This window comes from Flavobacterium sp. WV_118_3 (assembly GCF_039778605.1).
Taxonomy (GTDB): domain Bacteria; phylum Bacteroidota; class Bacteroidia; order Flavobacteriales; family Flavobacteriaceae; genus Flavobacterium.
The window spans coordinates 2,906,610-2,929,471 of the sequence record NZ_CP156060.1 but is presented as its reverse complement, the minus strand read 5'-3'; the positions used below and the strand labels follow the sequence as shown (position 1 = coordinate 2,929,471).

Sequence of the window (22,862 nt, the reverse complement as noted above, 5' to 3'; positions counted from 1 at the left end):
AACTACTAAAAAATTGCGAATAGCGATTATTTTTTCTTGAGATAAAGATAATGATTGTAATAATCGATAATTCCTTTGCCTTTTAATAGGATATCTGCACCAATTATCCCGTGAACCGGTTTCGCTTTGTACTGTTGAAGTGCAAGATTCACATGACTCATATCAAAAATGACCACTGAAAAATCATCCGTTTTCCATCGCGAAAGTTGTAACAAATTACCTGAAGCCATTTGTGTGTGCATACCGGTAGCGCCGGCACCGGAAGCTTTTGTTGGAGAATCTTCCGCGGATAGTAAAAAATGACCAATGCTTTCAAAACCGATACAACTGTTGGAAGCGCCGGTATCTAAAATAAAATCACCGGAAACCCCGTTGATCTTGGCTTTGATCAGTAAATGTTGTGTTTTCGATACTTTAAAAGGGATTTTGGTATAGCCGTTGTCTTTTAAAACGTCCTGTAAATTTTCCATAAATCAAATGTAGCTTAAAAAACGAACAACTTTGTACCTTTGCAACTTTAAAAAGACAAGATTAGGATGACTTTAACAGATACCCATACGCATTTATATTCGGAAGAATTTGATCAGGATCGGGATGAAATGATTGCAAGAGCCATTGCAGCAGGTGTGACCCGTTTTTTTGTACCGTCGATCGATTCGACGTATACGGAAAAAATGTATGCCTTGGAAAAAGCCTATCCGGGACATATATACCTCATGATGGGTTTGCATCCATGCTATGTAAAGGAAAATTACAAAGAAGAACTGGCGCATGTAGAAGCGGCATTGGCGCAACGGGAATTTAAAGCCATTGGTGAAATCGGGATCGATTTGTATTGGGATAAAACCACACTGGAGATTCAGAAAATAGCGTTCCGTTATCAGATTCAACTGGCTAAAAAATACAAATTGCCCATTAACATTCATTGTCGGGAAGCATTCGATGAAATTTTTGAAGTACTCGAACTGGAAAAATCAGACGAATTATTCGGTATTTTCCATTGTTTTAGCGGAACCTACGAACAGGCTTTACAGGCTATTTCTTATAATATGAAATTAGGAATCGGCGGTGTTGTAACCTTTAAAAACGGTAAAATTGATCAATTTTTAAACCAAATTGACCTAAAACATCTGGTATTGGAAACCGATTCGCCCTATCTGGCACCGGTTCCCTATCGCGGAAAGCGAAACGAAAGTGGTTATACCCGATTAGTGGCCGAAAAACTGGCGGAACTCTATCAACTTCCGGTTGCCGAAATCGCCCGAATCACTACGGAGAACTCCAAAGCAATTTTTGGGATTTAACAAAGAATTTCCCTTCAATTAATAAAATTTTCGTTCATTTGTGGATTGTTAAATTTATAACTAATGTCAAAATTTGATCATATACGCCAGTTTTATGATTCTGAAGTAAATGAAGCACTGCAAAGCATCATGCATCATCCGATGATGAAGGCTTTGATGAGCTTTACGTTTCCCGATGTAGATGAAGCGGTATGGATGGAGCAATTAAAAAGGACACATTCTATCAGAGACTTTCAGGTAAATTTTATTTATCAGTCGGTACAAAGAGTGTTGGAAAAAAGCTCCGATGGCTTAACCACTTCCGGTTTCGAGAAACTGGATCCGAATACGGCTTATCTGTTCATTTCGAACCATAGGGATATCATTCTGGATACTTCTTTATTGAATGTCAGCCTTTTTGATCATGGAATGATTATGACGGCCTCGGCAATTGGAGATAATCTGGTACAAAAGTCCTTTTTATTATCCCTTTCCAAATTAAACCGTAACTTTTTGGTACAACGCGGATTATCGCCAAGAGAATTACTGCAAAGTTCCAAGCTGATGTCGGAATTTATGTACCATTTGTTGACAAAGGAGAATCGTTCGGTATGGATTGCCCAGCGCGAAGGACGTACAAAAGATGGAAATGATGCAACACATCCCGGTGTGTTGAAAATGTTGGCAATGGCCTGTGAAGGAAAAGACGTAATTCCCTTTTTTAAGAAATTAAAAATAGTACCGGTATCGATTTCCTATGAATACGACCCTACGGATGCATTAAAAATGCCACAATTAATGGCCGAAGCAAACGATGAGGTGTATATAAAAGAAAAAAACGAAGATTTTATAACGCTGATTAGCGGCATTATCGGACAGAAAAAGCGAATCCATATCCATGTTGGTGACATATTGGATACGGAATTGGATAAGATTGGTGCCGAATTTGATAATTCCAACAAACAAATTCAGGCATTGGCACAGGTAATCGACGATTCAATTCTGTCGACCTACAGATTGTGGCCAACCAATTTTATTGCTTACGATTTACTACATAAAACGGATCAATTTTCGGATAAATACACACAAAAAGAGAAGCAACTTTTCGAACGAAGATTGGAAATGAAATTAGGTGCAGAAGTAAAAACACTGCGTGATGGTTTCCTGGCGATGTATGCCAATCCGGTTATCAATAAAATGAAATACGAAAATGTCTAACCGACCGAACATTCTGTTAATCTATACAGGCGGTACCATTGGTATGGTAAAAGATGCCGAAACGGGTGCGCTTAAAGCCTTTGATTTTGACGAATTGTTATTACGCATCCCGGAATTAAAGCTGTTAGACTGCGATATTGCGACGTTTTCGTTTAAAGAACCGATCGATTCGTCTAATATGAACCCGCAAAAATGGGTGGCTATGGCGAATGCAATTGAAACAAACTACGATAAATTTGATGGCTTTGTGGTGTTGCACGGTTCGGATACGATGTCGTATTCGGCTTCGGCATTGAGTTTTATGCTTGAAAACTTAGGTAAGCCGGTGGTGTTTACCGGTTCGCAATTGCCAATAGGGGATTTAAGAACCGATGCAAAAGAAAACCTGATTACAGCAATACAAATTGCGACCTTAAAAAATAAAAACAAACCGTTGATCACGGAAGTATGTTTGTATTTCGAATACAAATTATACCGAGGGAACCGGACAACCAAAATAAGCGCGGAACATTTCAATGCTTTTGCATCGCCCAATTATCCGGCCATTGCCGAATCGGGTGTGCATTTAAAAGTAAACGAAGAACTACTGTTCCATAAAAGCGGAACTAAAAAACTAAAAGTCAACACGGACTTCGACGATCATGTAGTGATCATCAAAATGTTTCCGGGGATTAACGAAAGCGTATTACAGGCGGTTTTGCATATTCCAAATCTTAAAGGAGTTGTACTGGAAACTTACGGTTCTGGTAATGCACCAACGGAAGACTGGTTTATTGCGACGCTGGAAAAAGCCATCGAAAAAGGACTTCATGTGGTCAATGTGACCCAATGTTCGGGCGGAAGTGTGAATATGGACAAATATGAAACCGGATTGGAGCTTAAAAAAATAGGCGTTATTTCGGGTCGGGATATCACTACGGAAGCCGCGATAGCCAAGCTGATGTACTTGTTGGGACAGCAGGTTTCCCCTTCGGTTTTTAAAACCATATTCGAAACGGCAATTCGCGGTGAAATGAGCTAGAAATTTTTTCAGAAAAGCATTGAAAAACAAAATAAAAGTCGTTAATTCGCAGTCTGAAAATTTAGAGAGGTGGCCGAGTGGTCGAAGGCGCACGCCTGGAAAGTGTGTATACTCCAAAAGAGTATCGAGGGTTCGAATCCCTTCCTCTCTGCTAAAGTCCGTAATCATTGATTTACGGACTTTTTTTATGCTGTAAATAATCCAAAAAAACCTTTAGGATTGTAAAAAAGACATGAAATTATAACGTAGTTTATCTGTTAACGGCAATTATAGAATCCACCGGTTTACGAAGCGGTTATTGGAACTAAAAAGTTAATAATACGAGAGGTAAACGATACGTTAATGGCTTTTTTATATTAAATAATCTCCAAAATATTCGTGTAATTGTAGTTATTGAAACTTGGTCAGATATTCCTTTTTAAAATATTGAATTTGATCATAGTCGGAAATTTTTAAAAGATTCAATAACGTCAGATATCCTAGTTTCCCGTCATTGCAGTAGCGTATAAAATGCTCTTTATCCTGGATGATTTGATCTTCTGTATTTTGTTGAAAATGAATAGGGATAATGGTTCCATCAGTCAAATATAAGTGTAATAAATTGTCAACACCATTCGAGTATTTTCCATCAAAATCGCCTCTCGAAAAAGCAACGCGACCTTTGTAATCGTAAATGTTTTCCAGACTTATTTTTTTTATTTTGTCCAGCGCATAAAAGGTGTCATCTATTTGTATACCGTCGTGAAGGAACTCCAAAGAGGATGTCAATTCGCCTTTTAAAGTTTTGTATTTATTAAATTTAAAAAGTCCGATGATCATTGATACAAAAAGAAGTATTAATGCGACATACATCGGTATTAATGCCCATAAGCTTTCGTTAAAACCTAAGGCCAGACAAATTAATGTTGGTGTTAAACAAATTAGCGATCCACCATAGAAAATAGTATTCGGAGTGATGTACCATTTTTTTGTTTTTCGAAGGACTTTATATTTCATTTGGGAATAATAAAACGTATTTTATAAAATTTACGACTTCTGTACCGGATATACAAAATCGGAATGGTTCCGGAGTATAGGAAAACTCGATTTCTAAATTTCGATCGTATTATTTCGGTTTTTTGAGTACCAAAAAATCAGTTGCGGTAACTTCAATAGGCGTTTTAAATTCAATCCAATGCTCCCGGTTGTCGGTTTCGCCATCATCCATAATTCTATACGACGAATAGCCATTTTTCATAAAAGGAAGTTCGACCCATTCGTAATCCGATACATGACCCAGATTTTGTTTGTCGATCGTCTCGAGCCAATTTAGTGCGATATCAATCTCTTTCTTTTGCTTTAAAATGGCTGCTTTGTTGGCATTACCTTCCCGTAATTGCGCTACCAATTGGGCTTGTTTTTCTTGTAATACTTGTATTGCATAATTCATAAAGACTTTATTTTAATGATAATTTAAATAGAAAAAGATTAAAAATGGATTAGGACATTCAGAAATATAAATGTCACGGATTTTATACAATTTACTTCTTCGGTACCGGATATATAAAATCAGAAATGTTATTTCGTAAATCCTGATCGGGATCGGCAATTTCATCGTCCGGATAGCCAATAAACGGGCTTCTTTTTCCGAAGCCAAAATACCATTCTTCAGTTTTGATCAACCTGTATTCAGATAGAAAACCGGCTTCATTTTTTTCTGTAGTGGACGATAGTCGGTTGGTCCAAAATAGCGTATAAGAACCGAGTGAACTTTCTATGTGGAATTGGGCATTTTCAAAATCGATATTCCGTAGGATATGTTCCATTTTTAGTATAAAAGCATTCCAGTCGGAGGTATCGAGTCCGAAGTATTTATAGGTCGCCGCAAATCCCAGCATTATGTTTTCATAATAATACGGAACTTCGTAGTCGCCAAAACTAAACATATTGGTGTTGATAAACGGGTAAGTGTTGTCTTTTTCCAAAGTTTTGATAAAATCGATCGACTTGTGATAATCCCGGTCAATTTTAATATAGCCGTAAATTGAAGTATATTCCATTTTTAGGATTTTATTGTTGTAGTATTTCAAAAGACAGGTTGTTACAAGTACAATTTTAAAAAAATAATTCCGTTCAACAGATTGAAGAACGGAATTAATAAGGCATCCTTTTCGGATTTCTTTAAACAACTTTTATTTTTCGGTGAAATTAGTCGCCCTTGCTAGCCGAAACGATGCTTTCGATCAATTCATCTAATGGCTCGATTTTTTCAGTTTCGCCATTTTCTTCGTATTTGGCGCGCAGCGGACGTAAAATAGTAAGGAATTTATCGAAAATATGTTCCTGGATGATCGGTGAATCGACCACTTTGTAGATACTGCGCAGCATCCAGATACGGTTGTATTCCGTGCGCGACATCACGACATAAAAACCTTGTGCCATTTCGACCGACCAATCGCGTAATTCCGTCAGAATTGCTGCCGCACCGAATTGACCGGAAGAAATAGTACCAAAAAAGGTCTCGATTTCTTCGAACAATTTGGTAGATTCTTCATCATTTTGTTGTTGGAAAAATTCTTTAAGCGATTGTGCCGCAGTTTGCGCATTGATATACACGTTTCCGGAGGCGTATAAAAAACCGGAAAGATCGATTTCGCCCTGGTAAATCCCATCGATAAATATCGCTAGTCCTCTCAAATGATGTCCGATGTCATCGTGAGACAGATAGTCGCCATAACCGGGCAACACGTCCATAAAACGTTCGAGCGTACTGTCCCAATCTTCGAATGCCGCCCAGTTTTCGATCAGGAAAACAGCACAGGTGCGTTCGATGATTTCGTGGTCCAGATCAGCACTGGTGATCGAATTATCGCGGTAGCTGTCGAGGAAAAGATCGATTCCGTTAATATAATCCTGATACGAATCGCTTTTAAGCAATTGTAGTATTTGATCTCTCATGGATTATTCTTTTGTTTTTTTGACGATTTCTTCCATTAAGGCGCGTTGTAGTTGCTCTTTCGGTAGTGCTTTCGGAATAGCAAACAATCCGTAGATAACATTACCGTACTTTTTGCTACTCGGGAAGTCTTCTTCAAGGTCGATTATGGTACGTATCGTATACGCTTCGTCGATTAGAAAGGGTAAATCGCCTTCATAGATTTTTGCAATACGAATCCCATTGCTTTTCGTGCCCATCGCATTGGCCATGTGTTCGGCGACTGCATTGCCTTCGTACAAGCTGTTCATGTTTACCAATACAAAATATTTGTCTACTGCCAAATCGAAACGCATCAGTTCGTAATTTGATTCATCCGGTTTTGGAAGTACAAGCTTGTAATCGGACGCTTTAACCAAACTGTCGTTCGTATCCCAAACCGATACCTTATAATTTCCAGCCGGAACTTGTTTGATAAGAAATTCGCCGGGTTTGATTTTGTCGTCGATGGTGTAGATTTTCTCCAGCTTTCCGTCGGCCATGATTTGTTCAAAAGTTACGGATCGCAATTCGGTTCCCGTATTCATAAACTTAACAGCCTGAGTGGGTCCGGTAGGTCCGTTTTGAATGTAATAAATAGCATAGGCGATGGCTATTAAGGCGATAAACGCTACGCAGCCGATTTTAAAGAATTTTTTCATAGTTTTATAAATAAGTCATATTCCCATTTCGCATCAATGGGTGTGTTAAAATGGTATTGTGTAATATAAGTGTTTCTGGTGTAACCTGTGACATCCGGGTCACCCGTAACGAGGTCCCATCGGTCGTAATCGGTATCCGTTGGCGTAAAACGTGCGATTATTTTTGGCTCGCCGTTGATTTGTGCTAATACGAAACAATCGTCCAGCGTCATTTCTTTCGGATTGGCGGCAGACAGGTAACACACCCAGATTTCCTCGTAATGCTGATGGTCGTATTGTACGATTTCATACAGATGACGCGGTTTTGGTTGTTCGTTTTCTGTTATCTGAGCTTTCTCCCATTCGAAATTGATTTTGCGATAATAACCCCTTGTTATATCTGTCATCGCGTGTAATTGGTCTATCGTAGCTGCATCATTCGTACGAAGTACTTCGACTTCGGTTTTGATAAAATCATCTAATAACTTCGTGATGCTATCCATTTTTACGCGCCTGTTATTTTTATGATACTCATAAAAATTCCATTGGTCGCGAAGTACTTCGTTCAACGCGTTCCAGCCCTGTCTTTGCGATAAGTCGATTGCATATTGCCATGATGCTTCCACCAGATCCAGACGGTTTGCAAGGCCCGCCCAATAGGCTGTAGACACCAAGGTATCCCAACAGGCTTCGGGATCGTTGTACTCTTCGTCGAAACGTTTTGCAGCAATCCAATGCTGATCACCGGTGTATTGTTTGCTTTCGATCAGCGTCGTAGCTTTATACAACGGATGGTTGGCTACTTCATCGGGTAAAAAACCGTCGTGGTCACGTGCCGAATTAATAGACAAACTCACACCCCACATCATGTCGTTAGAATGACCGTAGTAGTATTGGTATCTCTTAAAAGTCATTTCATCGCAATCCAACCCGTGCGGCATACAGGCATACTTCCATAAATGCCAATACCGCTTTTCCATTTGGATTTTGTTTTTAGGTTCCAGATCGTAAGCACGTTGCGCGAGTACACTACGCACATAAGCATTCCAGATCCCATAGTTTTCCTCCTGGAATTCGGGTAGGAATTTTTTGTCGTCGATTAACTGAGCAAAGAGATCGAATGCTTTTTTGTGCTCGGGTGTGTCGTAATAATGATTCCAGAAATCACAGTAAAAAGAATCATAATTTCTTTTTGCTTTTTTAAAGCGCTCCTGATTTTCTTCATTCAACAGATAGGACTTAAGAAAATCCAGATTGCCTCCGCCCAGATAATCAAAAAGCGGCTTCGACTGACTGATTGCGGCCTCCAGATCGGATTTCAAACCTTTGATTGCAGTGGCACTCTCCATTAATCTCAGGTAGGCCATCGGAATCATTGCTTTTAGGTTTGGCGCCTGAGTAATGGCGGCGGCCCCATCACTAAACCATATCCCTTTTTTAAGGTTCACTACGGGCGCCTCTTTTAAAGATGTCATTCGAGGCGAAAGCAATACGGCTAAGGTACTGTAACCTTTATGTTCGAACGCAAAAGGTGCCTGAAACCAGAATCCCTTTTCGAAGAAACGGATCTGCTCGATTACGCTTCCTTTTCTGTTGAATTCGATTTTTAAGGCTTTTTGGGTATTCTGACCTTTATAAAGTCGGTTTAGATCGGCCTGTAAGCTATTGAGAGGTTTCATTTTTAAGTCGATTGGTGAAATTGCCGTATTAAACGCGTCTTAGGGGAATAAAACAGATTGTACGAGCCATAAACTTCATCGTCATAAAGAGTAGCGATGTATTGCATCAGCTCGCCGTTTTCGTCTTTAAAGATGTCGAGCGTATAATCGGTTTTGCGCACATGGTCTTTTTCGTAGGTGGTTTGATCCCAAATGGGTTCTCCGCCTTTATAAATGCTTTCGCTTTTTACCGATTTGTCGACTTCAAAATAGGTTGGTTCGTCCTCGTATCCGTCAAAATTATCTTCCATGTCATTGGCGCACCATTTCAGAAACTTCTCGTCGAAATTTGAGATTGGCGTTTCACTATACGACACGATTTCGTATTTGTTGTCGGCAGTAAGCCTGAAATCGGCATAATCCAGAAAAACCGGTGTCACGATAAAATGAAACACAACATCGGCGAATTCCGGTTTTATAATCGATCCCGGAATGCTGTATTGCGGTAACAAAATTCGTTGCTCGAAATGTTTGGGTTCGGCAAGGACGTCAGCGGGTTTCGGAAAAGAAATGATTATTTTACTCCAATCTTCCGGTTTCGCAATCTTTCTAAGCCCAATAGGTTTTGACTTTGCCATTATTTTGCTTTTGCTTTTTTCGGTGTTAGAAGTTTTGCCATTTCGGTGTCTTTCCAATGTTCGGCCACTTCTTTTGCAGTGGTTCCGACAGGAAGTGCGCCTACTTGTTTGGTACTTCCGATTGTGGTATCGAGACCGGCTTTTACCAGGATTTTTGCCATTTCGGCAGGTCCGCCTATATCGCCCAGATAATGTCCGGCCGTCCATCCGTTTCCATCCAATTGGTTGATGTCCACATTTTCGTTAAGTTTAAGAAAAGTCTTTAAACCGTCGACACGTTTACTGCGCGCTACGTAATGTAAAGGCGCAATTCCCTGTTCGTTTTTGACGTCGAAAGACGCTCCTTTTTTGGCCAATAGCTTGATTGCTTCCGGTTCACCGGCGGAGCAAGCCATGATCATTGGAGTATTGCCATTGTTACCGCGAATGTTTACATCCACTTTTTTCTGAATCAGATGTTTGGCCAGATAGATACAGCCTACGTAATTGCGATGCTCGGTTGGTCCCCAGGAATATCCGGAGATATCGTATTGATCCATAAGCGAAAGCACACGTCCTTTTTCGTTTTCACCGCCATTGTACGGTTTTATATAGCGGAAACAGCCGTTTTCGATCAGGTATTTTACATAAACACCGGAATTAGTTCCTTCCGATTCCCAATGTTCGACTTTGGCTTGTCCCAAACGCATCAAAACATTAAGTAAAGGCGAAAATCCATATTCGTCCAGGGTGTTTACATCGGCACCAGAGTCAATAAGGCGCCATCCAAACGCATAATTACCGAGCGATGCGGCTACGTTTAACGGCGTTTTCTGTTCGTGATCTCTGGTTTCCATTAACGGTCTTTTGACTTCCGATATGTGGAGTAACTCGTAGAAGTCGTTTGCCGCCGCCACGTGCAGTATCGTCCCCTGACTTGAAGTCACCACGTCGGTTTTAGCCCCGTTTGCAATCAGATCCCGAACGATGTCTATGTGTTTGTAGGCAGTTGCCAGATGGATCGGATAAAACGATTGATTATCCGCCACATTTGGGTTGGCACCGTGTTGCAGTAAAAGTTGTACGATTTCGCGATGACCATAGGCCGCTGCGCAGTGTAAAGCGCCCGAATTGGGTCCCATGGCACTCGCATCGGCACCTTTGGCAAGCATCTGCTTTACCGTTTCGATATCGCCGGCTTCCGCGGCGATTACAAGTTCTTTGTTGATGTCCATATTTGGTTGTTTTGGTTGGTTAGGAACCTTGGTAGCATTGCCGTCCGAGGCTCAAAAAAAGTATGCTGTATTTGTAATTATTTTACTACGGTTGCTTTTGCCGCTTCGTTAATTGATTACGATCAATCGAACTCATAATCACTCGCATTTTTTCAATAAATCGAAGATTTCTTGTCCCTCTTTTTCAATTTTTTGCAGTTCTGTATTGAAATAGATCGGAAATTTCTTTCGAAAGTACAATTTAAAATCAATTAAACAAATAGTTGTATATAAAATGATTGTTAAATTTCACAAATACGTGTATTTTTTTAGTACTGTAACTGTTTTGTGAATGCCTGATTCTGAATGTAAAACGCTTAAAAAGAAATAGAACGACTTTACTACTTTTTCATTTTTTCGAAGGCAAACCCTATATCGCCAATCTGTGTTTCAAAACGGGATCCGTCAAATCCAAAAACCGGACTTTTATATAAAAAGCGAAAGCCATCTTCATCTAAATAATGGTGGTGAATGTAGCCATCCTGTATGTTGATAAAGGTTTCCCGAACAGTGAGTTCTCCTTCTTTTTTTGTGTCATAATCCATAACCTTTGCCAGACAGCTAAAGCGGAGGAAATCGTTGTTATAGCGACTCACAATAAGATGTATCGTATCGCCAAGTGGCATAAAATTGGTCATATTGTAATTAATCCGTAATTGTCCGGTTTCCTTAGTGGATAGCCATTCCCCAATAAGTTGGTCCGGATGGATATCGGATACTTTATAAAAAAAGCCTTGTTGTAAAGCCGTATATACTGCTTCGAAAAGTATTTTTAATTCATTTCCTTTTTGAGGGTCGTTAAAAATCAGGTTGTTTATTATGAACGTTTGGATTGTGGTCCCGTCATATTGGGCGAATCCTGCCAGTGCTGCTATATTTTTTGTGGTTTGATTGTTGGTTAGCTCTTTTTCAGTAAGAATCTTATGTAGAATAACAGCAAAAGCCTCTGTATTTTGATCATTCAAAAAACGGTCCAGGTCAAAGCCATCATTTTTGATGCCTCCGCCTCCGATTTTATAGGTTCCGAAAAATTCCTTTTCCAATTGCGCGCACTCTTCTTTGAATAGCCGTCTGAAATCATTTTCGGAAAGCAAATAGAGTTTCAGGAGTCTAATCAATCGGGGACTTGTGAAATATAACTGCGATTTAAAAGTAATGTATTCCAAGATTTGTGATTAAATGTTAACGTTGTCAAGTTTGTTTTTTAATGCCATCATCGTTGGGTTTGTCGGATCGAAAACGGCTACTGATTTGAAGATTTCTTTTATGATCCTTATATTTTGAATATCCTGTTTTAAAAGTATTTCAAAATGATCGTTGATAAAATTACAATTCTCAAGAACAATCCCGGAGAACTCGCGATATTGAAGTCCTCTTTCCTGTTCGATGGCAAGAATTGGGAGTAATAAATGCAATCGGTTTGGAATGGTTTGTGTTAGTGTTTCAATATCATAGAAATCATAATAAACGCCATTAGCGGTATAGCTGTAATAACCGGAAAGTATCGCTGCTGTAAAAAGTTCCAGTTGGGAAGTGGTCCAGTTTTTCAGATCCTTTTCCAGCTCCTTCCAATCATAAGCGGTAAAAAATGTTTCGAAAATACGGATGATATCTGAGGCACCATGTTCTTCGTTCCAGTAATCACTATCCTTATGCTCGCCTTCCAGTACGATGCGATAGACCGCTAATACCGCAGGATTATCACGCTGTGTGGTGCAGTTTGTCGCATATTTTTGTCTGACAAAATCAAAGTCGGGTTGTGACATCAGTTCAATTTTACTGTATTTGATCAATGAATTCGGTATCGGAAAGTTGCAAATCGGCATCCGATAAATTTAAAGAGATCAAAACGCTATCGATCGGGACTTCGCAATAGGACGCCTTTCCCCATTTTTTAAAAGCCGGCGGATCGTTCTTTACCAGTTGAAAAGCCCGTCCGAGAATACTGTTTAAAGCCGTTGCATCCGAATACGGTTCCTTAAATGCCAGTAATTGTCGCATATAGTTGAGCAGATATGCCGTACTGATATCGGCAAAATCCGTTGTATGAATGGTATCAGTACATTTAGACTGTTCCGGAAAAGAAAGTACCGAAAACAAATCGACACCCCATTCGACGTAATCATCGGGATCATTTTTGGGGATTAAAGTTTCTAATTCGGAAATGATATCGGTGATAACATCCAGGTCCAGTTCACTCAGGTGCCCGATTTCGGAATAGGATTTCGGCGTAAATCCAAAAGTAATATTCCGTTTTAAATGGGGATATTTTTTGCCGACTACAATACTTTTGATCGTATTCATTCGCTATGACTTTTTGCGATTACTAATATAGTAATATTGTATTGATATTCAGAGGTAATAAAAAAATGTAACATTAAAAAAGAGGGGCGTGAAATTATCGAATTGTCTGATTAACGTCATTAATCAAGCCAATCGTTATCAATTCTATGTCGACGGAAAACGGATCATGGTGATCAATTATCCATTTTTAAAAATAAAAGAGATATACGGGCCTGAGATTACATTTTTGCCGGATAAACAAATTATCACCTTCCTGTGGCGTATAGTCAAAATCAAAACAGTTTTCGCAATTCAGATTTAAAGCGATCCATTTGGCATCCAATCCGTTTCCGATGGAATTGCCGGGCAAAATATATTGTCCGGGCATGGCACAATTTTTATAGTCTTCAACAAAACGGAATAACTGCCAAATATAGATCAGCGGAATAGTATCGTTCTTTTTGTTGCAAACCGGAATAAGTTGATCACCAGATTTTTTATAGAATTCTTTTTCCCGGAATTTGATGGTTTCCGGTTCACAGCTACAAAATTTGATACCTTTTGTAAAGTCGCACATATAGACCTATAATTTACTTTTCGTTTTTCCGGCATTTTACCAAAAAGAACGGGAAATTTTCCGGAACCGTCGTGATATCGAATAAACCAAATGGATCAAACTCCCGGTGAACCGATTCCAGATCATAGAAAAACAGAGTCACACCGTCGATTATTTCATAACGATCCGGCCCGAGGTATTTTCCGGTACCATAGGTAGCGGCTTCTTTGGTGATCATCGTAAAAATCATATAGCCACCTTCTTCCAATTGATCGTAGCAATCACGGATTAGTTTTTTTCGTTCTTCCTCATCTAAAAGGTGAATCAGCGCATAGCAAAATATACCATCATACTTTTGATGATCAAACGGCATGTCGGTTACCGAACCATGAAAAATTTTTAGCGTATCATCATAATGTTTCCGGGCTATTTCGATAGCCGTTTTTGAAATTTCAATTCCGGTTACGGTCATTCCGTTTTCCCTGAAAAGCTGTGCATTCCGACCATAACCGATTCCCGGAACAAGAATGTTTTTTAGGGCCTGGGACACAAAGAAATCGTTTGTCATCACGGTAGACTGCGCGGGCGTAAAACCCCACATTTCTTTTTTATCAACAAAACTGGCTTCCCAGAATTCGGGTTTTTCCATAAATAATAATTTTAAGAATGGTCCTTTATAATAGACCAGATATGTCCATCTTTATTGATCCGGATCGTATTAACATAAGGTGTTTTGAAAAAAGATTCCATTATAATCTGATCTTCTTCATCTGCAAAACAGTACAAAACAGCATGAGTTAGCAGGCATTTTTTATAATCATTATAGAAATAGAGCGTATTATCGCTTGCATTGCTATCCATAACACCGTTTAAAAACTGAACGCGTTGTTGATAGGCGTAAGCATTGTTGTCCCATCGTTCGAATTTTTCGAAAAGGTCTTCGTTTAGTAAAAAATAATCCCGATCGATAAAAAAAGACTTGCTTTTTACAGCATGATCCAGTAATAGAACAATATTCCGGGAATACAGAATACTTCCTTTTTGATTCTCAAAATAGTCAATCCGAATGTCATTTTCCCTATCGGTTTCCAGTAGGAGCTGTTCGCAAATGGTAACGACTTTTTTAAAAACAGCAATTTTGTGTTCACTGATTTCAAAGTCTTCCGTAAACGAAAACCGTTGGAATATTCCGTCTTTAGCAGAAAAACCACCGGCGTAATTATTAATAAAGCCAAGAAGGTAAAAAATTTTAAGATTCATAAAGTGGGTGGATAGTCAGATTTAGTTCCCATTATTTTTTTGCATGATTTGAGCTTAATAGTGCGATTAGTCATCGCCATTAGGCTAAGAATGCAAGATACTACTTTTGTTGTTTTTCTATCCCGTTTACAGTGTTTAATGATCAAATTATTCCCATAAAAAACCAAAACAAAACGTTCATTAAGTTGGAAAGAAAGATCATTTTTTAGTCAATTCAAAAAAGAGATTCTAATTTTCTATTCCAAACGTCCTTCTAGCCGTTTTAAAAATAAAAACGGATAATAATTCTTCCTCGCATTAATAGTTTTTCAATTTTCGAAGAAATAGTCGAAACCATAAACATTGCCGTGTTTTTCAGACACATCCACGGCTCTCCTGTTATGTGAATGGTTTCAATTGATTTTTCGACTCAATACGATTTCACTTATGGGAAAAAAAATTACGTTGTTCATTATTCTATCCGCCTTATTGTCTGCTATTCCGGTCTTATCGCAAGAGCCTTTTATTGGGAGTGCCACCGAAGTAGGTTTTACCGAAGGAGCATTATCGGTTTCGCTATCCGGAGCTGCAAACTATACGATACCACTTCAGCTGCCTCCGGGAATTAATGGGGTTGTACCTAAAATCGGGATCAGTTATAATAGCCAGTCCGGTGTGGGAATGCTGGGGTACGGATGGAATCTTACCGGTTTGTCCGCGATTGCAAGGGTGCCATCAACTAAATTTCACGATGATAAAATTGAAATTATCAATTATAATCGTTTGGATAATTATGCGTTAGACGGTCAGCGGCTGCTACTGAAAAGTGGTATTCATGGTAGGGATGGAGCGGTATATGAAACGGAAAATTATTCGAATACCAAGGTCACACTTGTTGGCGGTATTGAAGGGGCGCCGGATAGAGGTCCGGATTATTTTATTGTGGAATACGCCGATGGATCCAAAGCCTATTATGGGTATATACACGGGAATACGTCCCATTCCAGATCGCAAACGGAATATTCCATTACCTATTGGGAAAACCCTCAGGGATTGCGAATCAATTATTACTATACCAATTATATTTCAAATACGACCATCCTGAATAGTATCCGGTACGGATCGGCCGGTACGGATACGCCAATAAATGAAGTTGTTTTTACGTATAAAAACAGATTGAAGCCGGAAGAATTTCATATTGCCGGACTTCAGAAAATCAATGATAAAATTATAAGTGAAATACAGGTTAAAGGAAATGGAGTAGTCCTGCGCAATTATGTTTTTGAGCATACGATAAGTGTTCTGGGACATGAAAAACTGGTCAGTATACAGGAAAAAACGGGGGATAACACAAAGAGCTATCCTAAAACGGTTTTTCAATATGTTGCTAATTTAACCACTTATTCCAAGCAAATTGAATTTGCAAAAACCATTCAAACAACTATTCCTTTCGCCAATATCAAGCGAACCATTACCGGAGATTTTGATGGTGATGGAGAAATTGAAATCCTTACAGGAAGTGCTGATTTTGAGAATCACGCTATCGGAATTTATAAATTAAATCGATCAGATGAGGCTGTTAATCTGCTTACTCAGACGACCCCGGTAACGATCAGCACCGTTTTTTCCACCGTAAATTTTCTGGATAGTAGTTTTAAAAAGAAAAACCGGCAAGGCTGGTGCACGGTTGAAGGAGGAAATAATGCGGTAGTTAAAGTGTATTCATACAATAGCAATACCGGTAGCGCCGATTTAGAATACCAGAAAAGCTTTACGTCTATTATTCCGGAGCATAACAGTAATGATATGAACTCGTATTCCGGTTGTTTTTCTTTGCCGGGCGATTTTAATGGTGATGGATTAACGGACTTGTTGTTTCTTAAAAACAATGGCGACGGAACACTGGCAACCCAGTTTGTGGATTTAGACAGAAGACTGGCATCTGATTTGACTTATAATTCCGGGACATTGAGAATTGGAAATGTGACCGGTACTTTTGCTAATGGGGTACCGATTGTAAAAGGAAGCTTCCAATTTAAAACCGGCGATTTTGATGGTGATGGTAAAACCAATCTGATTATTTTCAGAGGAGATCCGTATAACGCGATGGATATTTATTCGTTGCGAAACCATGTTTTTGTAAAAATATACAGTTGGACGACTCCTTTGCCGGCCTATCTGGGAAATCCATTTACTACGACAGGGCATTCGGTAAATGGTATTCGGATGTTCCCGATTACGATAGGTGATTATAATGGCGATGGTAAGAGTGATATATTTTTTCCGGCATTGGGGAAAGTGTTAATGGCTACAGGCGGGATGCAATTTATAGAGGAATTATTGCCCTCCTATGACGGATCGGAATCGTATAAAGAGCAATTTTTGGCACTGGATTTTAATAATGACGGGAAAGACGACATTGTAAAACTTTCCCCGATATTGGTAAAAGAACCAGGCAGCACTTCCTATACGATCTGGACGGATAACCAAGGCGCGCATCAATGTTGTCCGGTTCAGAATTATTACAAATTTCATGGACTTAAAATAGAGCATTATTTCAGAATGGGTGCTACTTCGGTTTCGTTACCGTGGGGGCATCAGTCTTTTCAGCGAATGATGTATGTCCGCGGTATTCCGTATGCCGAGATGAACCGGTTTGATAAAAAGCTGGTAGTACTTTTTACCCGAAAAAGTAAAACGGATGGTAGCAAAACCGAAATCGCACTATTGGGAGGCGATCTAAGTAACAAAATTTCGTTTTTCACCAACAAAAGCTTTTTGGATGATGAATATTTACTTCAAAATATTCATGTTAACGGTACAAACCAAACGATTACCTATGCCAATTTAAAACCGGGAAACGGGGTGTATTTTGCCGGGAATGACATTGAAATATTTCCGAATTATACGATTAATATTGCTGAAAAATTTAAAGTCGTTTCGAAAATACAGAAAAGCGGACCGGCATATTATAAAAGTCAGGATTTCCGTTATCAGGGCGCTGTAGCTCATGCGGAAGGGTTAGGATTCTTTGGATTCCAATCGACGTTGAAAACCAATTGGTATGACGATCCGTCGAAAATCATATCCCATGTAACGAAGTTCGATATGAATAAAAGAGGAGCCGTAATTCAGGATTTCTCCGTTCTTGGATTAGTTTCGCCAACATTAACCCTGGCCGCTACCGATTCCTTTATCAGTAAAAGCAATACGCTATATAATAACGAAGACCGCTATGATGAAGAACCTGTATTGCCCAATAAGGTATACAAACTGAGAAAAACACGGGTTCTAAATTGTAACGGACTAACCGGAGTAAACAGTGAAACGACGATGGTTTACAATGCCAGAGGTAATCCCACTACGATAACCACCACGGTAAAAAACGGAACGACGCTCGAACGGACTACGGAGGAAAATTATACCTACGCTCCGCTAATAACCACCCCTTATATGATAGACCGGCCAAGGAGTAAAAGTACTACGGTGACCCTTGCAGGGAATGATGTGGAGCGTAGCCAGGAGGTGTATTTGTATGAAAAGAACCTGCTAAAACAGCTAAGACTAAGACCGAGGGGGCATAATACCAGATATCTTACCGAAAATAACAAATACGATCGCTATGGCAATCTAATCCAAAAAACACTGTCGGCCACAGGAATGGCACCCAGGGTTAGCAAATGGGAATATGACACACCAACACATCGTTTTGTAAGCAAGAAGACGGATATTTTGGGAAATCAAACCACCTATACCTATGATGCCAGTAGCGGTTTAATGCTAACAGAAACAATACACAACAGTACTAACCCCATGACCACCACTTATGCCTATGACAAGTGGGGGAAAACGATCAAAAAAACCGATTATCTGGGGAATAATGAAAAATACACCTATGCGAAAACGCGTGGATACGGAGTACTTAAAACTACTATAGGTGACGATGGTAGTAGTAGTAGCACTCAGATTGACGCTTATGGAAGGGAAGTGCGGAGAGGGACAAAAAACAGCAACGGGAAATGGTCGTATGTCGATTTGAGGTACGATATTGAGGACAGGCTTATCTCCGAAACGCTCCCCTATTTTAACGATTCGAGTGCTACGGTATGGAATGAAATGCAGTATGATCTATATGGCAGACTTATCCAGGCCGTTTCATTAAAAACTACAGGTTCTCAGGGTAAAGTTATAAATTATACCTATTCCGGTTTAACGACAATTGAAGATGATGGTATCCAGTCCAAACAAAGTGTGTACAATGCACTGGATCAGATTGTTTCGTTAACGGAAACGCCGGGCGGAACCATTACCTATAGTTATTATGCAAACGGTAAGCTGAAAGAGTCGGTTTACGAAGGAGGAAAAATTAAATTGGAGTATGATGGCTGGGGTAACAAAACAAAACTGGAAGATCCTTCTGCCGGAATGTATACTTACCAATACAACGCATTTGGAGAACTTACCAAAGAGACCACACCCAAAGGAACCGTTAAAAATTTTATCGACGATTTTGGCCGGCTAACCCAAACCGAAGAGGAGTCTCAAAATGAGAAATCGTATTATACCCGCTATTTTTATAATACCGATCATATCCTTCAGGGGGCTATACGCGAAGAATACCTAACCGGAAAGGTTACCAATGAGGAATATTATGAATATGATGATTATAAAAGGCCTAAAAAAATTACACTAGCAACACCTCATGCTACTTTTATCAAAGAACTCACCTATGATACCTTCGGAAGAATTGCAAAAGAAAAACAAACCGCGACGGTAAATATCAGTGGAAAAAATAGCTCCAAAACTTTCCGTTATAGCTATCGTTTTGGCTCTCGCTATCAGATATTCGACGACAGTAACGGTCAGGTTTTATGGACCGGAAATGAAGTGAATTCAAAGGATCAGCTTACACGGGGAACCTTTGGAAATGAATTGCTTCTGGAACAATATTATGATGAATATGGGTATATCCGGCAAGCCGATATATACAATCCTAGAACACAAACACCTATTTCAAGGCCCGATTTTACACTGACGTACCAGTTTGATTCCCAAACCGGAAACCTTGACGCACGGCAAAATTATGCATTTAATCATTTTGAAACCTTTCAATACGATACACTCGACCGATTGGTACAATGGGATAACGAAACGGTTATGCTACACCACGATACTTTCGATCAGGCTATCGGGGAATTTGAACCCAAAACCTGTGCTACGCTTACAAACGAAAACGGAAGCCTGAAAGTAGCCATAACACCAAATTGCACGGGTATTAAAAAAGTGTTGCTCACCAAAGCCAAAGTCGGTGATCAACTAAAAATCCGGTTCGATTTCAATAAAGGAACTACTCACATAACCCGTATTTCTATTTGGGAATACAACCCAGATAACGGACAGTACTTTAAGTCGCCCAAAGATTATACAAGTAATGGAACCCAGTCTTTTGAACATACCGTCACGCAATATCCGGTTATCGAATTGCATTTTGACACATTGCCTTTGGCCGAAACCTATCCGATGCTATTTTTTCTGGACAATCTGCTGGTAACAATGGATCGCCCCGAAACACAACGATATGACAACCGTGGTCGTATTACCGAAAACAAACTTGGGCAATATAACTATACCGATACCGATAAAGCGTATCGAAACACTTCCATCGACCTCAACGCGGAGGATGCTTCCTACTACCAAAACCGGGAAGGGATCTTTAACGATGGGATGGAAGCGCAAAAAGGATGGTCGGATTTAGGGATCGGATGGAGTATCTTCGGTAAACCGATATACGACGATTCCAAGTCCAAAACCGGAAAATATTCCTTAAAAATTCATAATCCGACCGATAAATCACATACCCTTCATGCTGATCGTTGGATTCCAATTGACAATCCGCATGGCGCCTCTTATACTTTTTCCGGATGGGTATACAGCGACAGGCCCAGTTCGCGAATTCTTCTATTTATGAATTCCGAAACCGAAACGGGGTATTATACCATCGTGGCCGATACATATACCGAAACCACTAACCAATGGGTGTATATGGAGCGAACCGTATATGTCCCATCCCACATTAAAAAATTAAACATTAGAGTGGACAATCAAGGAGGTGGCAATGTTTGGTTTGACGATATCCGAATCCGAAAAACCAGTAACCCGAAAACTGATTTGCGCCAGTTGAATGTTACCTATGATCTGTTTAAAAAACCCATAACCATTACCGAAACCGGTGTCGAAAAAGTAGCCTTTTCGTATACCGCCGATCATTTCCGAAATACCATGTATTACGGTGGATTGGAAGACCCGGAACAACAACCTTTACGAAAAGATTATGCCGCCGATGGCTCGATGGAAATTACCACGAACCAGCAAACAGGAGTCTCTACTTTTGTGTTTTTTGTAGGTGGTGATGCCTATACCGCTCCGGTGGTTTTTAAGGACAACGGAACGACAGGCGAATACCTTTACCTCCATCGGGATTATCAGGGAACGATCGTGGCCATCTCCAACCAAAACGGGAATTTTGTCGAAAAACGGCTTTTCGATCCGTGGGGGAAACTATTAAAAGTACAGGATGGGCAAGGTCACAATCTGGTCGGTTTAACCCTATTGGATCGCGGTTATACCGGACACGAACACCTACAAAGTGTCGGGCTTATCAATATGAATGGCCGTTTATACGATCCTAAACTCCACCGGTTCCTCTCGCCCGATACTTATATTCAGGATCCGTATAATACGCAAAATTATAACCGTTACGGTTATTGTTTAAACAATCCAACCAAATACACCGATCCAACCGGGGAATTCTGGTGGCAGGCCATAGGGTATCTTTTTTCGGCCTATATACACGGCGCACAGGCAACCGGTGAGGTGAATCCGTATAAATGGGGAGATACCGGAGTCTACAATGCGATTTTAGGACCAACGTCATCGGCCGTTTCCTATACCACTACAGAATATGCGAACTCCTACATTGATAACTATAATAACCATCCGAAGATAAATTATTATGGAGCAGTTATTAACCAGAATGATCATCCGTATGTACCGGTAGCAGTCATTCAGATGCCCACACAACATCATTTTCTGGGGGTAAACATGACGGCACTTTCGGACGGTAATTTCTTCGATCGGTTTGTATATGGCACCTTTAACATCCCGGTACAATATTTGATGGGAAGAAGCGTTCAGGATGGTAGTATGCGTAACCTCAACGGTACGCCTACGGCCACGGAAGAGGGCACTTTAGCTTTTGGTTCGTTACCTTTATGGTTTATAGGAGGTAATGCTGGCGCGACGCAAGCAGAAGCAAGTACCAAATTGTTGGAGCAAACTGGGCAGGTTGCTAGGACGGGAACTAAGTTAGGAACGTATGAATTAGAAATAACTCACGGGCTTACTAAATCCAAAAATGCTTTTTCAAAACTTAAAGCTAATATAAAGCTAAATGGGATTCAGGAACCAATAAAGTTTGTAGAGCATAATGGTAAAAGATTCGTTGTTGACGGCCACCATCGCTTAAGGGCAGCAAAAGAGTTGGGAATTCAAAATGTTCCAGTACAGCAAGTAAAACTACCTTATGCTGGTTATAAATCAGTTGATGATCTAATTTATTCTCGTTACTAATGGCAATTTGGCAATATACATTTCAAGTTTTACCAAAAGAAAGTGTAAATACTTTAGCGGAAGATTTTTCCTTTAACTATACAGATGAAGGATTTGATGATGAGTTATTTTGGGAAAATTACCCCCTTAAAAAAGGCTTTTTTAATAAAATCAATTCAATCCTCGAAAAAACTAAATCTTGGAGTAACGATATTGATTTATACGGTAATCAGGAATCAAATTGCTTTGAGGTTCTTTCTGATAATGAAGGTAATGTTCTCTCTGTTTCTTTTAGATTAGATTTTACAAGTAACTATGAATCGATATTAAGGCACATTCTTGAGTTTTGTAGCCTTAACGGATTAGTCATTTTAGATGAAGGGTTAAATATTGTTCCGTTGAATCACGGACAAGTACTTAGTGTTATAAGAAATTCACAGCAAATGAAAAGGTATAAAGAATTGTCTGAAGAAGATGAAAATTATTATTAGTACTAAAAAGATAAGGAAAC

20 protein-coding genes and 1 tRNA gene are annotated in these 22,862 nt (G+C 39.6%); 6 read left to right on the top strand and 15 right to left on the bottom strand.

Features of this window, described 5'->3' with window-relative positions; genetic code table 11:
- Positions 1 to 26: 26 nt before the first annotated feature.
- Positions 27 to 470, bottom strand: coding sequence for a retropepsin-like aspartic protease (locus ABFU83_RS13695; protein ID WP_347066737.1), 444 nt, complete (start codon positions 468 to 470; stop codon positions 27 to 29).
- Positions 471 to 536: 66 nt separating this feature from the next.
- Between ABFU83_RS13695 and ABFU83_RS13690 the strand changes: the two genes are divergently transcribed.
- The 4 genes from ABFU83_RS13690 to ABFU83_RS13675 all read left to right on the top strand — a co-directional run bounded on the left by ABFU83_RS13690 (position 537) and on the right by ABFU83_RS13675 (position 3,673).
- Positions 537 to 1,304, top strand: a complete 768-nt coding sequence (locus tag ABFU83_RS13690) for a TatD family hydrolase (RefSeq protein WP_347066735.1) — start codon at positions 537 to 539, stop codon at positions 1,302 to 1,304.
- 63 nt (positions 1,305 to 1,367) lie between these two features.
- The gene (locus ABFU83_RS13685) at positions 1,368 to 2,501 is read left to right on the top strand and encodes a 1-acyl-sn-glycerol-3-phosphate acyltransferase (protein ID WP_136403908.1); all 1,134 of its coding nucleotides are present in this window, start codon (positions 1,368 to 1,370) and stop codon (positions 2,499 to 2,501) included.
- A complete protein-coding gene (locus ABFU83_RS13680; protein WP_347066732.1) occupies positions 2,494 to 3,522 on the top strand; it encodes an asparaginase in 1,029 nt (342 codons plus the stop codon). Before ABFU83_RS13685 ends, ABFU83_RS13680 begins: the two co-directional genes overlap by 8 nt.
- Before the next feature lie 63 nt (positions 3,523 to 3,585).
- Positions 3,586 to 3,673, top strand: a tRNA-Ser gene (locus ABFU83_RS13675).
- A 239-nt stretch (positions 3,674 to 3,912) separates the two neighbouring features.
- Here the strand turns inward: ABFU83_RS13675 and ABFU83_RS13670 are convergent.
- From ABFU83_RS13670 to ABFU83_RS13605, 14 genes are all read right to left on the bottom strand, one after another.
- On the bottom strand, positions 3,913 to 4,518 hold the full coding sequence (locus tag ABFU83_RS13670) for a hypothetical protein (protein WP_347066730.1): 606 nt from the start codon (positions 4,516 to 4,518) through the stop codon (positions 3,913 to 3,915).
- Positions 4,519 to 4,627: 109 nt separating this feature from the next.
- Positions 4,628 to 4,951, bottom strand: a complete 324-nt coding sequence (locus ABFU83_RS13665) for a hypothetical protein (RefSeq protein ID WP_347066729.1) — start codon at positions 4,949 to 4,951, stop codon at positions 4,628 to 4,630.
- Positions 4,952 to 5,042: 91 nt separating this feature from the next.
- Positions 5,043 to 5,561, bottom strand: coding sequence for a hypothetical protein (locus ABFU83_RS13660; RefSeq protein ID WP_347066727.1), 519 nt, complete (start codon positions 5,559 to 5,561; stop codon positions 5,043 to 5,045).
- Between the two features lie 148 nt (positions 5,562 to 5,709).
- A complete protein-coding gene (locus tag ABFU83_RS13655) occupies positions 5,710 to 6,459 on the bottom strand; it encodes a hypothetical protein (protein WP_347066725.1) in 750 nt (249 codons plus the stop codon).
- A 3-nt stretch (positions 6,460 to 6,462) separates the two neighbouring features.
- Entirely contained in the window at positions 6,463 to 7,137 is a 675-nt protein-coding gene (locus tag ABFU83_RS13650) for a hypothetical protein (RefSeq protein WP_347066724.1), read from the bottom strand.
- Positions 7,134 to 8,795 (bottom strand): hypothetical protein, encoded by a 1,662-nt coding sequence (locus ABFU83_RS13645; protein WP_347066722.1) that lies wholly within the window; start codon positions 8,793 to 8,795, stop codon positions 7,134 to 7,136. The genes ABFU83_RS13650 and ABFU83_RS13645 overlap by 4 nt, the downstream gene beginning before the upstream one ends.
- A 2-nt stretch (positions 8,796 to 8,797) precedes the next feature.
- Entirely contained in the window at positions 8,798 to 9,412 is a 615-nt protein-coding gene (locus tag ABFU83_RS13640; RefSeq protein WP_347066720.1) for a hypothetical protein, read from the bottom strand.
- Positions 9,412 to 10,626: an ankyrin repeat domain-containing protein gene (locus ABFU83_RS13635; protein ID WP_347066718.1), complete on the bottom strand. Its 1,215-nt coding sequence runs from the start codon at positions 10,624 to 10,626 to the stop codon at positions 9,412 to 9,414. The genes ABFU83_RS13640 and ABFU83_RS13635 overlap by 1 nt, the downstream gene beginning before the upstream one ends.
- 380 nt (positions 10,627 to 11,006) lie before the next feature.
- A complete protein-coding gene (locus tag ABFU83_RS13630; RefSeq protein WP_347066716.1) occupies positions 11,007 to 11,783 on the bottom strand; it encodes a hypothetical protein in 777 nt (258 codons plus the stop codon).
- A 57-nt stretch (positions 11,784 to 11,840) separates the two neighbouring features.
- Complete coding sequence (locus ABFU83_RS13625; protein WP_347066715.1) at positions 11,841 to 12,431, bottom strand: hypothetical protein; 591 nt, start codon at positions 12,429 to 12,431, stop codon at positions 11,841 to 11,843.
- 10 nt (positions 12,432 to 12,441) lie between these two features.
- Positions 12,442 to 12,969: a hypothetical protein gene (locus tag ABFU83_RS13620; protein ID WP_347066713.1), complete on the bottom strand. Its 528-nt coding sequence runs from the start codon at positions 12,967 to 12,969 to the stop codon at positions 12,442 to 12,444.
- 187 nt (positions 12,970 to 13,156) lie between these two features.
- The gene (locus tag ABFU83_RS13615; RefSeq protein WP_347066712.1) at positions 13,157 to 13,525 is read right to left on the bottom strand and encodes a hypothetical protein; all 369 of its coding nucleotides are present in this window, start codon (positions 13,523 to 13,525) and stop codon (positions 13,157 to 13,159) included.
- 13 nt (positions 13,526 to 13,538) lie between these two features.
- Entirely contained in the window at positions 13,539 to 14,153 is a 615-nt protein-coding gene (locus ABFU83_RS13610; RefSeq protein WP_347066710.1) for a class I SAM-dependent methyltransferase, read from the bottom strand.
- An 11-nt stretch (positions 14,154 to 14,164) separates the two neighbouring features.
- Complete coding sequence (locus ABFU83_RS13605; RefSeq protein WP_347066708.1) at positions 14,165 to 14,764, bottom strand: hypothetical protein; 600 nt, start codon at positions 14,762 to 14,764, stop codon at positions 14,165 to 14,167.
- Positions 14,765 to 15,190: 426 nt separating this feature from the next.
- On the opposite strand from ABFU83_RS13605, the gene ABFU83_RS13600 reads away from it, so the two are divergent.
- Both ABFU83_RS13600 and ABFU83_RS13595 read left to right on the top strand, forming a co-directional pair.
- A complete protein-coding gene (locus ABFU83_RS13600; RefSeq protein ID WP_347066707.1) occupies positions 15,191 to 22,372 on the top strand; it encodes an RHS repeat-associated core domain-containing protein in 7,182 nt (2,393 codons plus the stop codon).
- Positions 22,372 to 22,842, top strand: coding sequence for a hypothetical protein (locus tag ABFU83_RS13595; RefSeq protein ID WP_136403942.1), 471 nt, complete (start codon positions 22,372 to 22,374; stop codon positions 22,840 to 22,842). Before ABFU83_RS13600 ends, ABFU83_RS13595 begins: the two co-directional genes overlap by 1 nt.
- Positions 22,843 to 22,862 lie beyond the last annotated feature (20 nt).

What these genes read in the sequence shown, in the direction of transcription:
- ABFU83_RS13685 (WP_136403908.1), top strand. Translation starts at nt 1,368, where the DNA reads ATGTCAAAATTTGATCATATACGCCAGTTTTATGATTCTGAAGTAAAT.
- ABFU83_RS13680 (WP_347066732.1), top strand. Translation starts at nt 2,494, where the DNA reads ATGTCTAACCGACCGAACATTCTGTTAATCTATACAGGCGGTACCATT.
- ABFU83_RS13645 (WP_347066722.1), bottom strand. Translation starts at nt 8,795, where the DNA reads ATGAAACCTCTCAATAGCTTACAGGCCGATCTAAACCGACTTTATAAA.
- ABFU83_RS13695 (WP_347066737.1), bottom strand. Translation starts at nt 470, where the DNA reads ATGGAAAATTTACAGGACGTTTTAAAAGACAACGGCTATACCAAAATC.
- ABFU83_RS13615 (WP_347066712.1), bottom strand. Translation starts at nt 13,525, where the DNA reads ATGTGCGACTTTACAAAAGGTATCAAATTTTGTAGCTGTGAACCGGAA.
- ABFU83_RS13625 (WP_347066715.1), bottom strand. Translation starts at nt 12,431, where the DNA reads ATGTCACAACCCGACTTTGATTTTGTCAGACAAAAATATGCGACAAAC.
- ABFU83_RS13690 (WP_347066735.1), top strand. Translation starts at nt 537, where the DNA reads ATGACTTTAACAGATACCCATACGCATTTATATTCGGAAGAATTTGAT.
- ABFU83_RS13595 (WP_136403942.1), top strand. Translation starts at nt 22,372, where the DNA reads ATGGCAATTTGGCAATATACATTTCAAGTTTTACCAAAAGAAAGTGTA.
- ABFU83_RS13660 (WP_347066727.1), bottom strand. Translation starts at nt 5,561, where the DNA reads ATGGAATATACTTCAATTTACGGCTATATTAAAATTGACCGGGATTAT.
- ABFU83_RS13655 (WP_347066725.1), bottom strand. Translation starts at nt 6,459, where the DNA reads ATGAGAGATCAAATACTACAATTGCTTAAAAGCGATTCGTATCAGGAT.
- ABFU83_RS13665 (WP_347066729.1), bottom strand. Translation starts at nt 4,951, where the DNA reads ATGAATTATGCAATACAAGTATTACAAGAAAAACAAGCCCAATTGGTA.
- ABFU83_RS13670 (WP_347066730.1), bottom strand. Translation starts at nt 4,518, where the DNA reads ATGAAATATAAAGTCCTTCGAAAAACAAAAAAATGGTACATCACTCCG.
- ABFU83_RS13640 (WP_347066720.1), bottom strand. Translation starts at nt 9,412, where the DNA reads ATGGCAAAGTCAAAACCTATTGGGCTTAGAAAGATTGCGAAACCGGAA.
- ABFU83_RS13635 (WP_347066718.1), bottom strand. Translation starts at nt 10,626, where the DNA reads ATGGACATCAACAAAGAACTTGTAATCGCCGCGGAAGCCGGCGATATC.
- ABFU83_RS13620 (WP_347066713.1), bottom strand. Translation starts at nt 12,969, where the DNA reads ATGAATACGATCAAAAGTATTGTAGTCGGCAAAAAATATCCCCATTTA.
- ABFU83_RS13600 (WP_347066707.1), top strand. Translation starts at nt 15,191, where the DNA reads ATGGGAAAAAAAATTACGTTGTTCATTATTCTATCCGCCTTATTGTCT.
- ABFU83_RS13610 (WP_347066710.1), bottom strand. Translation starts at nt 14,153, where the DNA reads ATGGAAAAACCCGAATTCTGGGAAGCCAGTTTTGTTGATAAAAAAGAA.
- ABFU83_RS13605 (WP_347066708.1), bottom strand. Translation starts at nt 14,764, where the DNA reads ATGAATCTTAAAATTTTTTACCTTCTTGGCTTTATTAATAATTACGCC.
- ABFU83_RS13650 (WP_347066724.1), bottom strand. Translation starts at nt 7,137, where the DNA reads ATGAAAAAATTCTTTAAAATCGGCTGCGTAGCGTTTATCGCCTTAATA.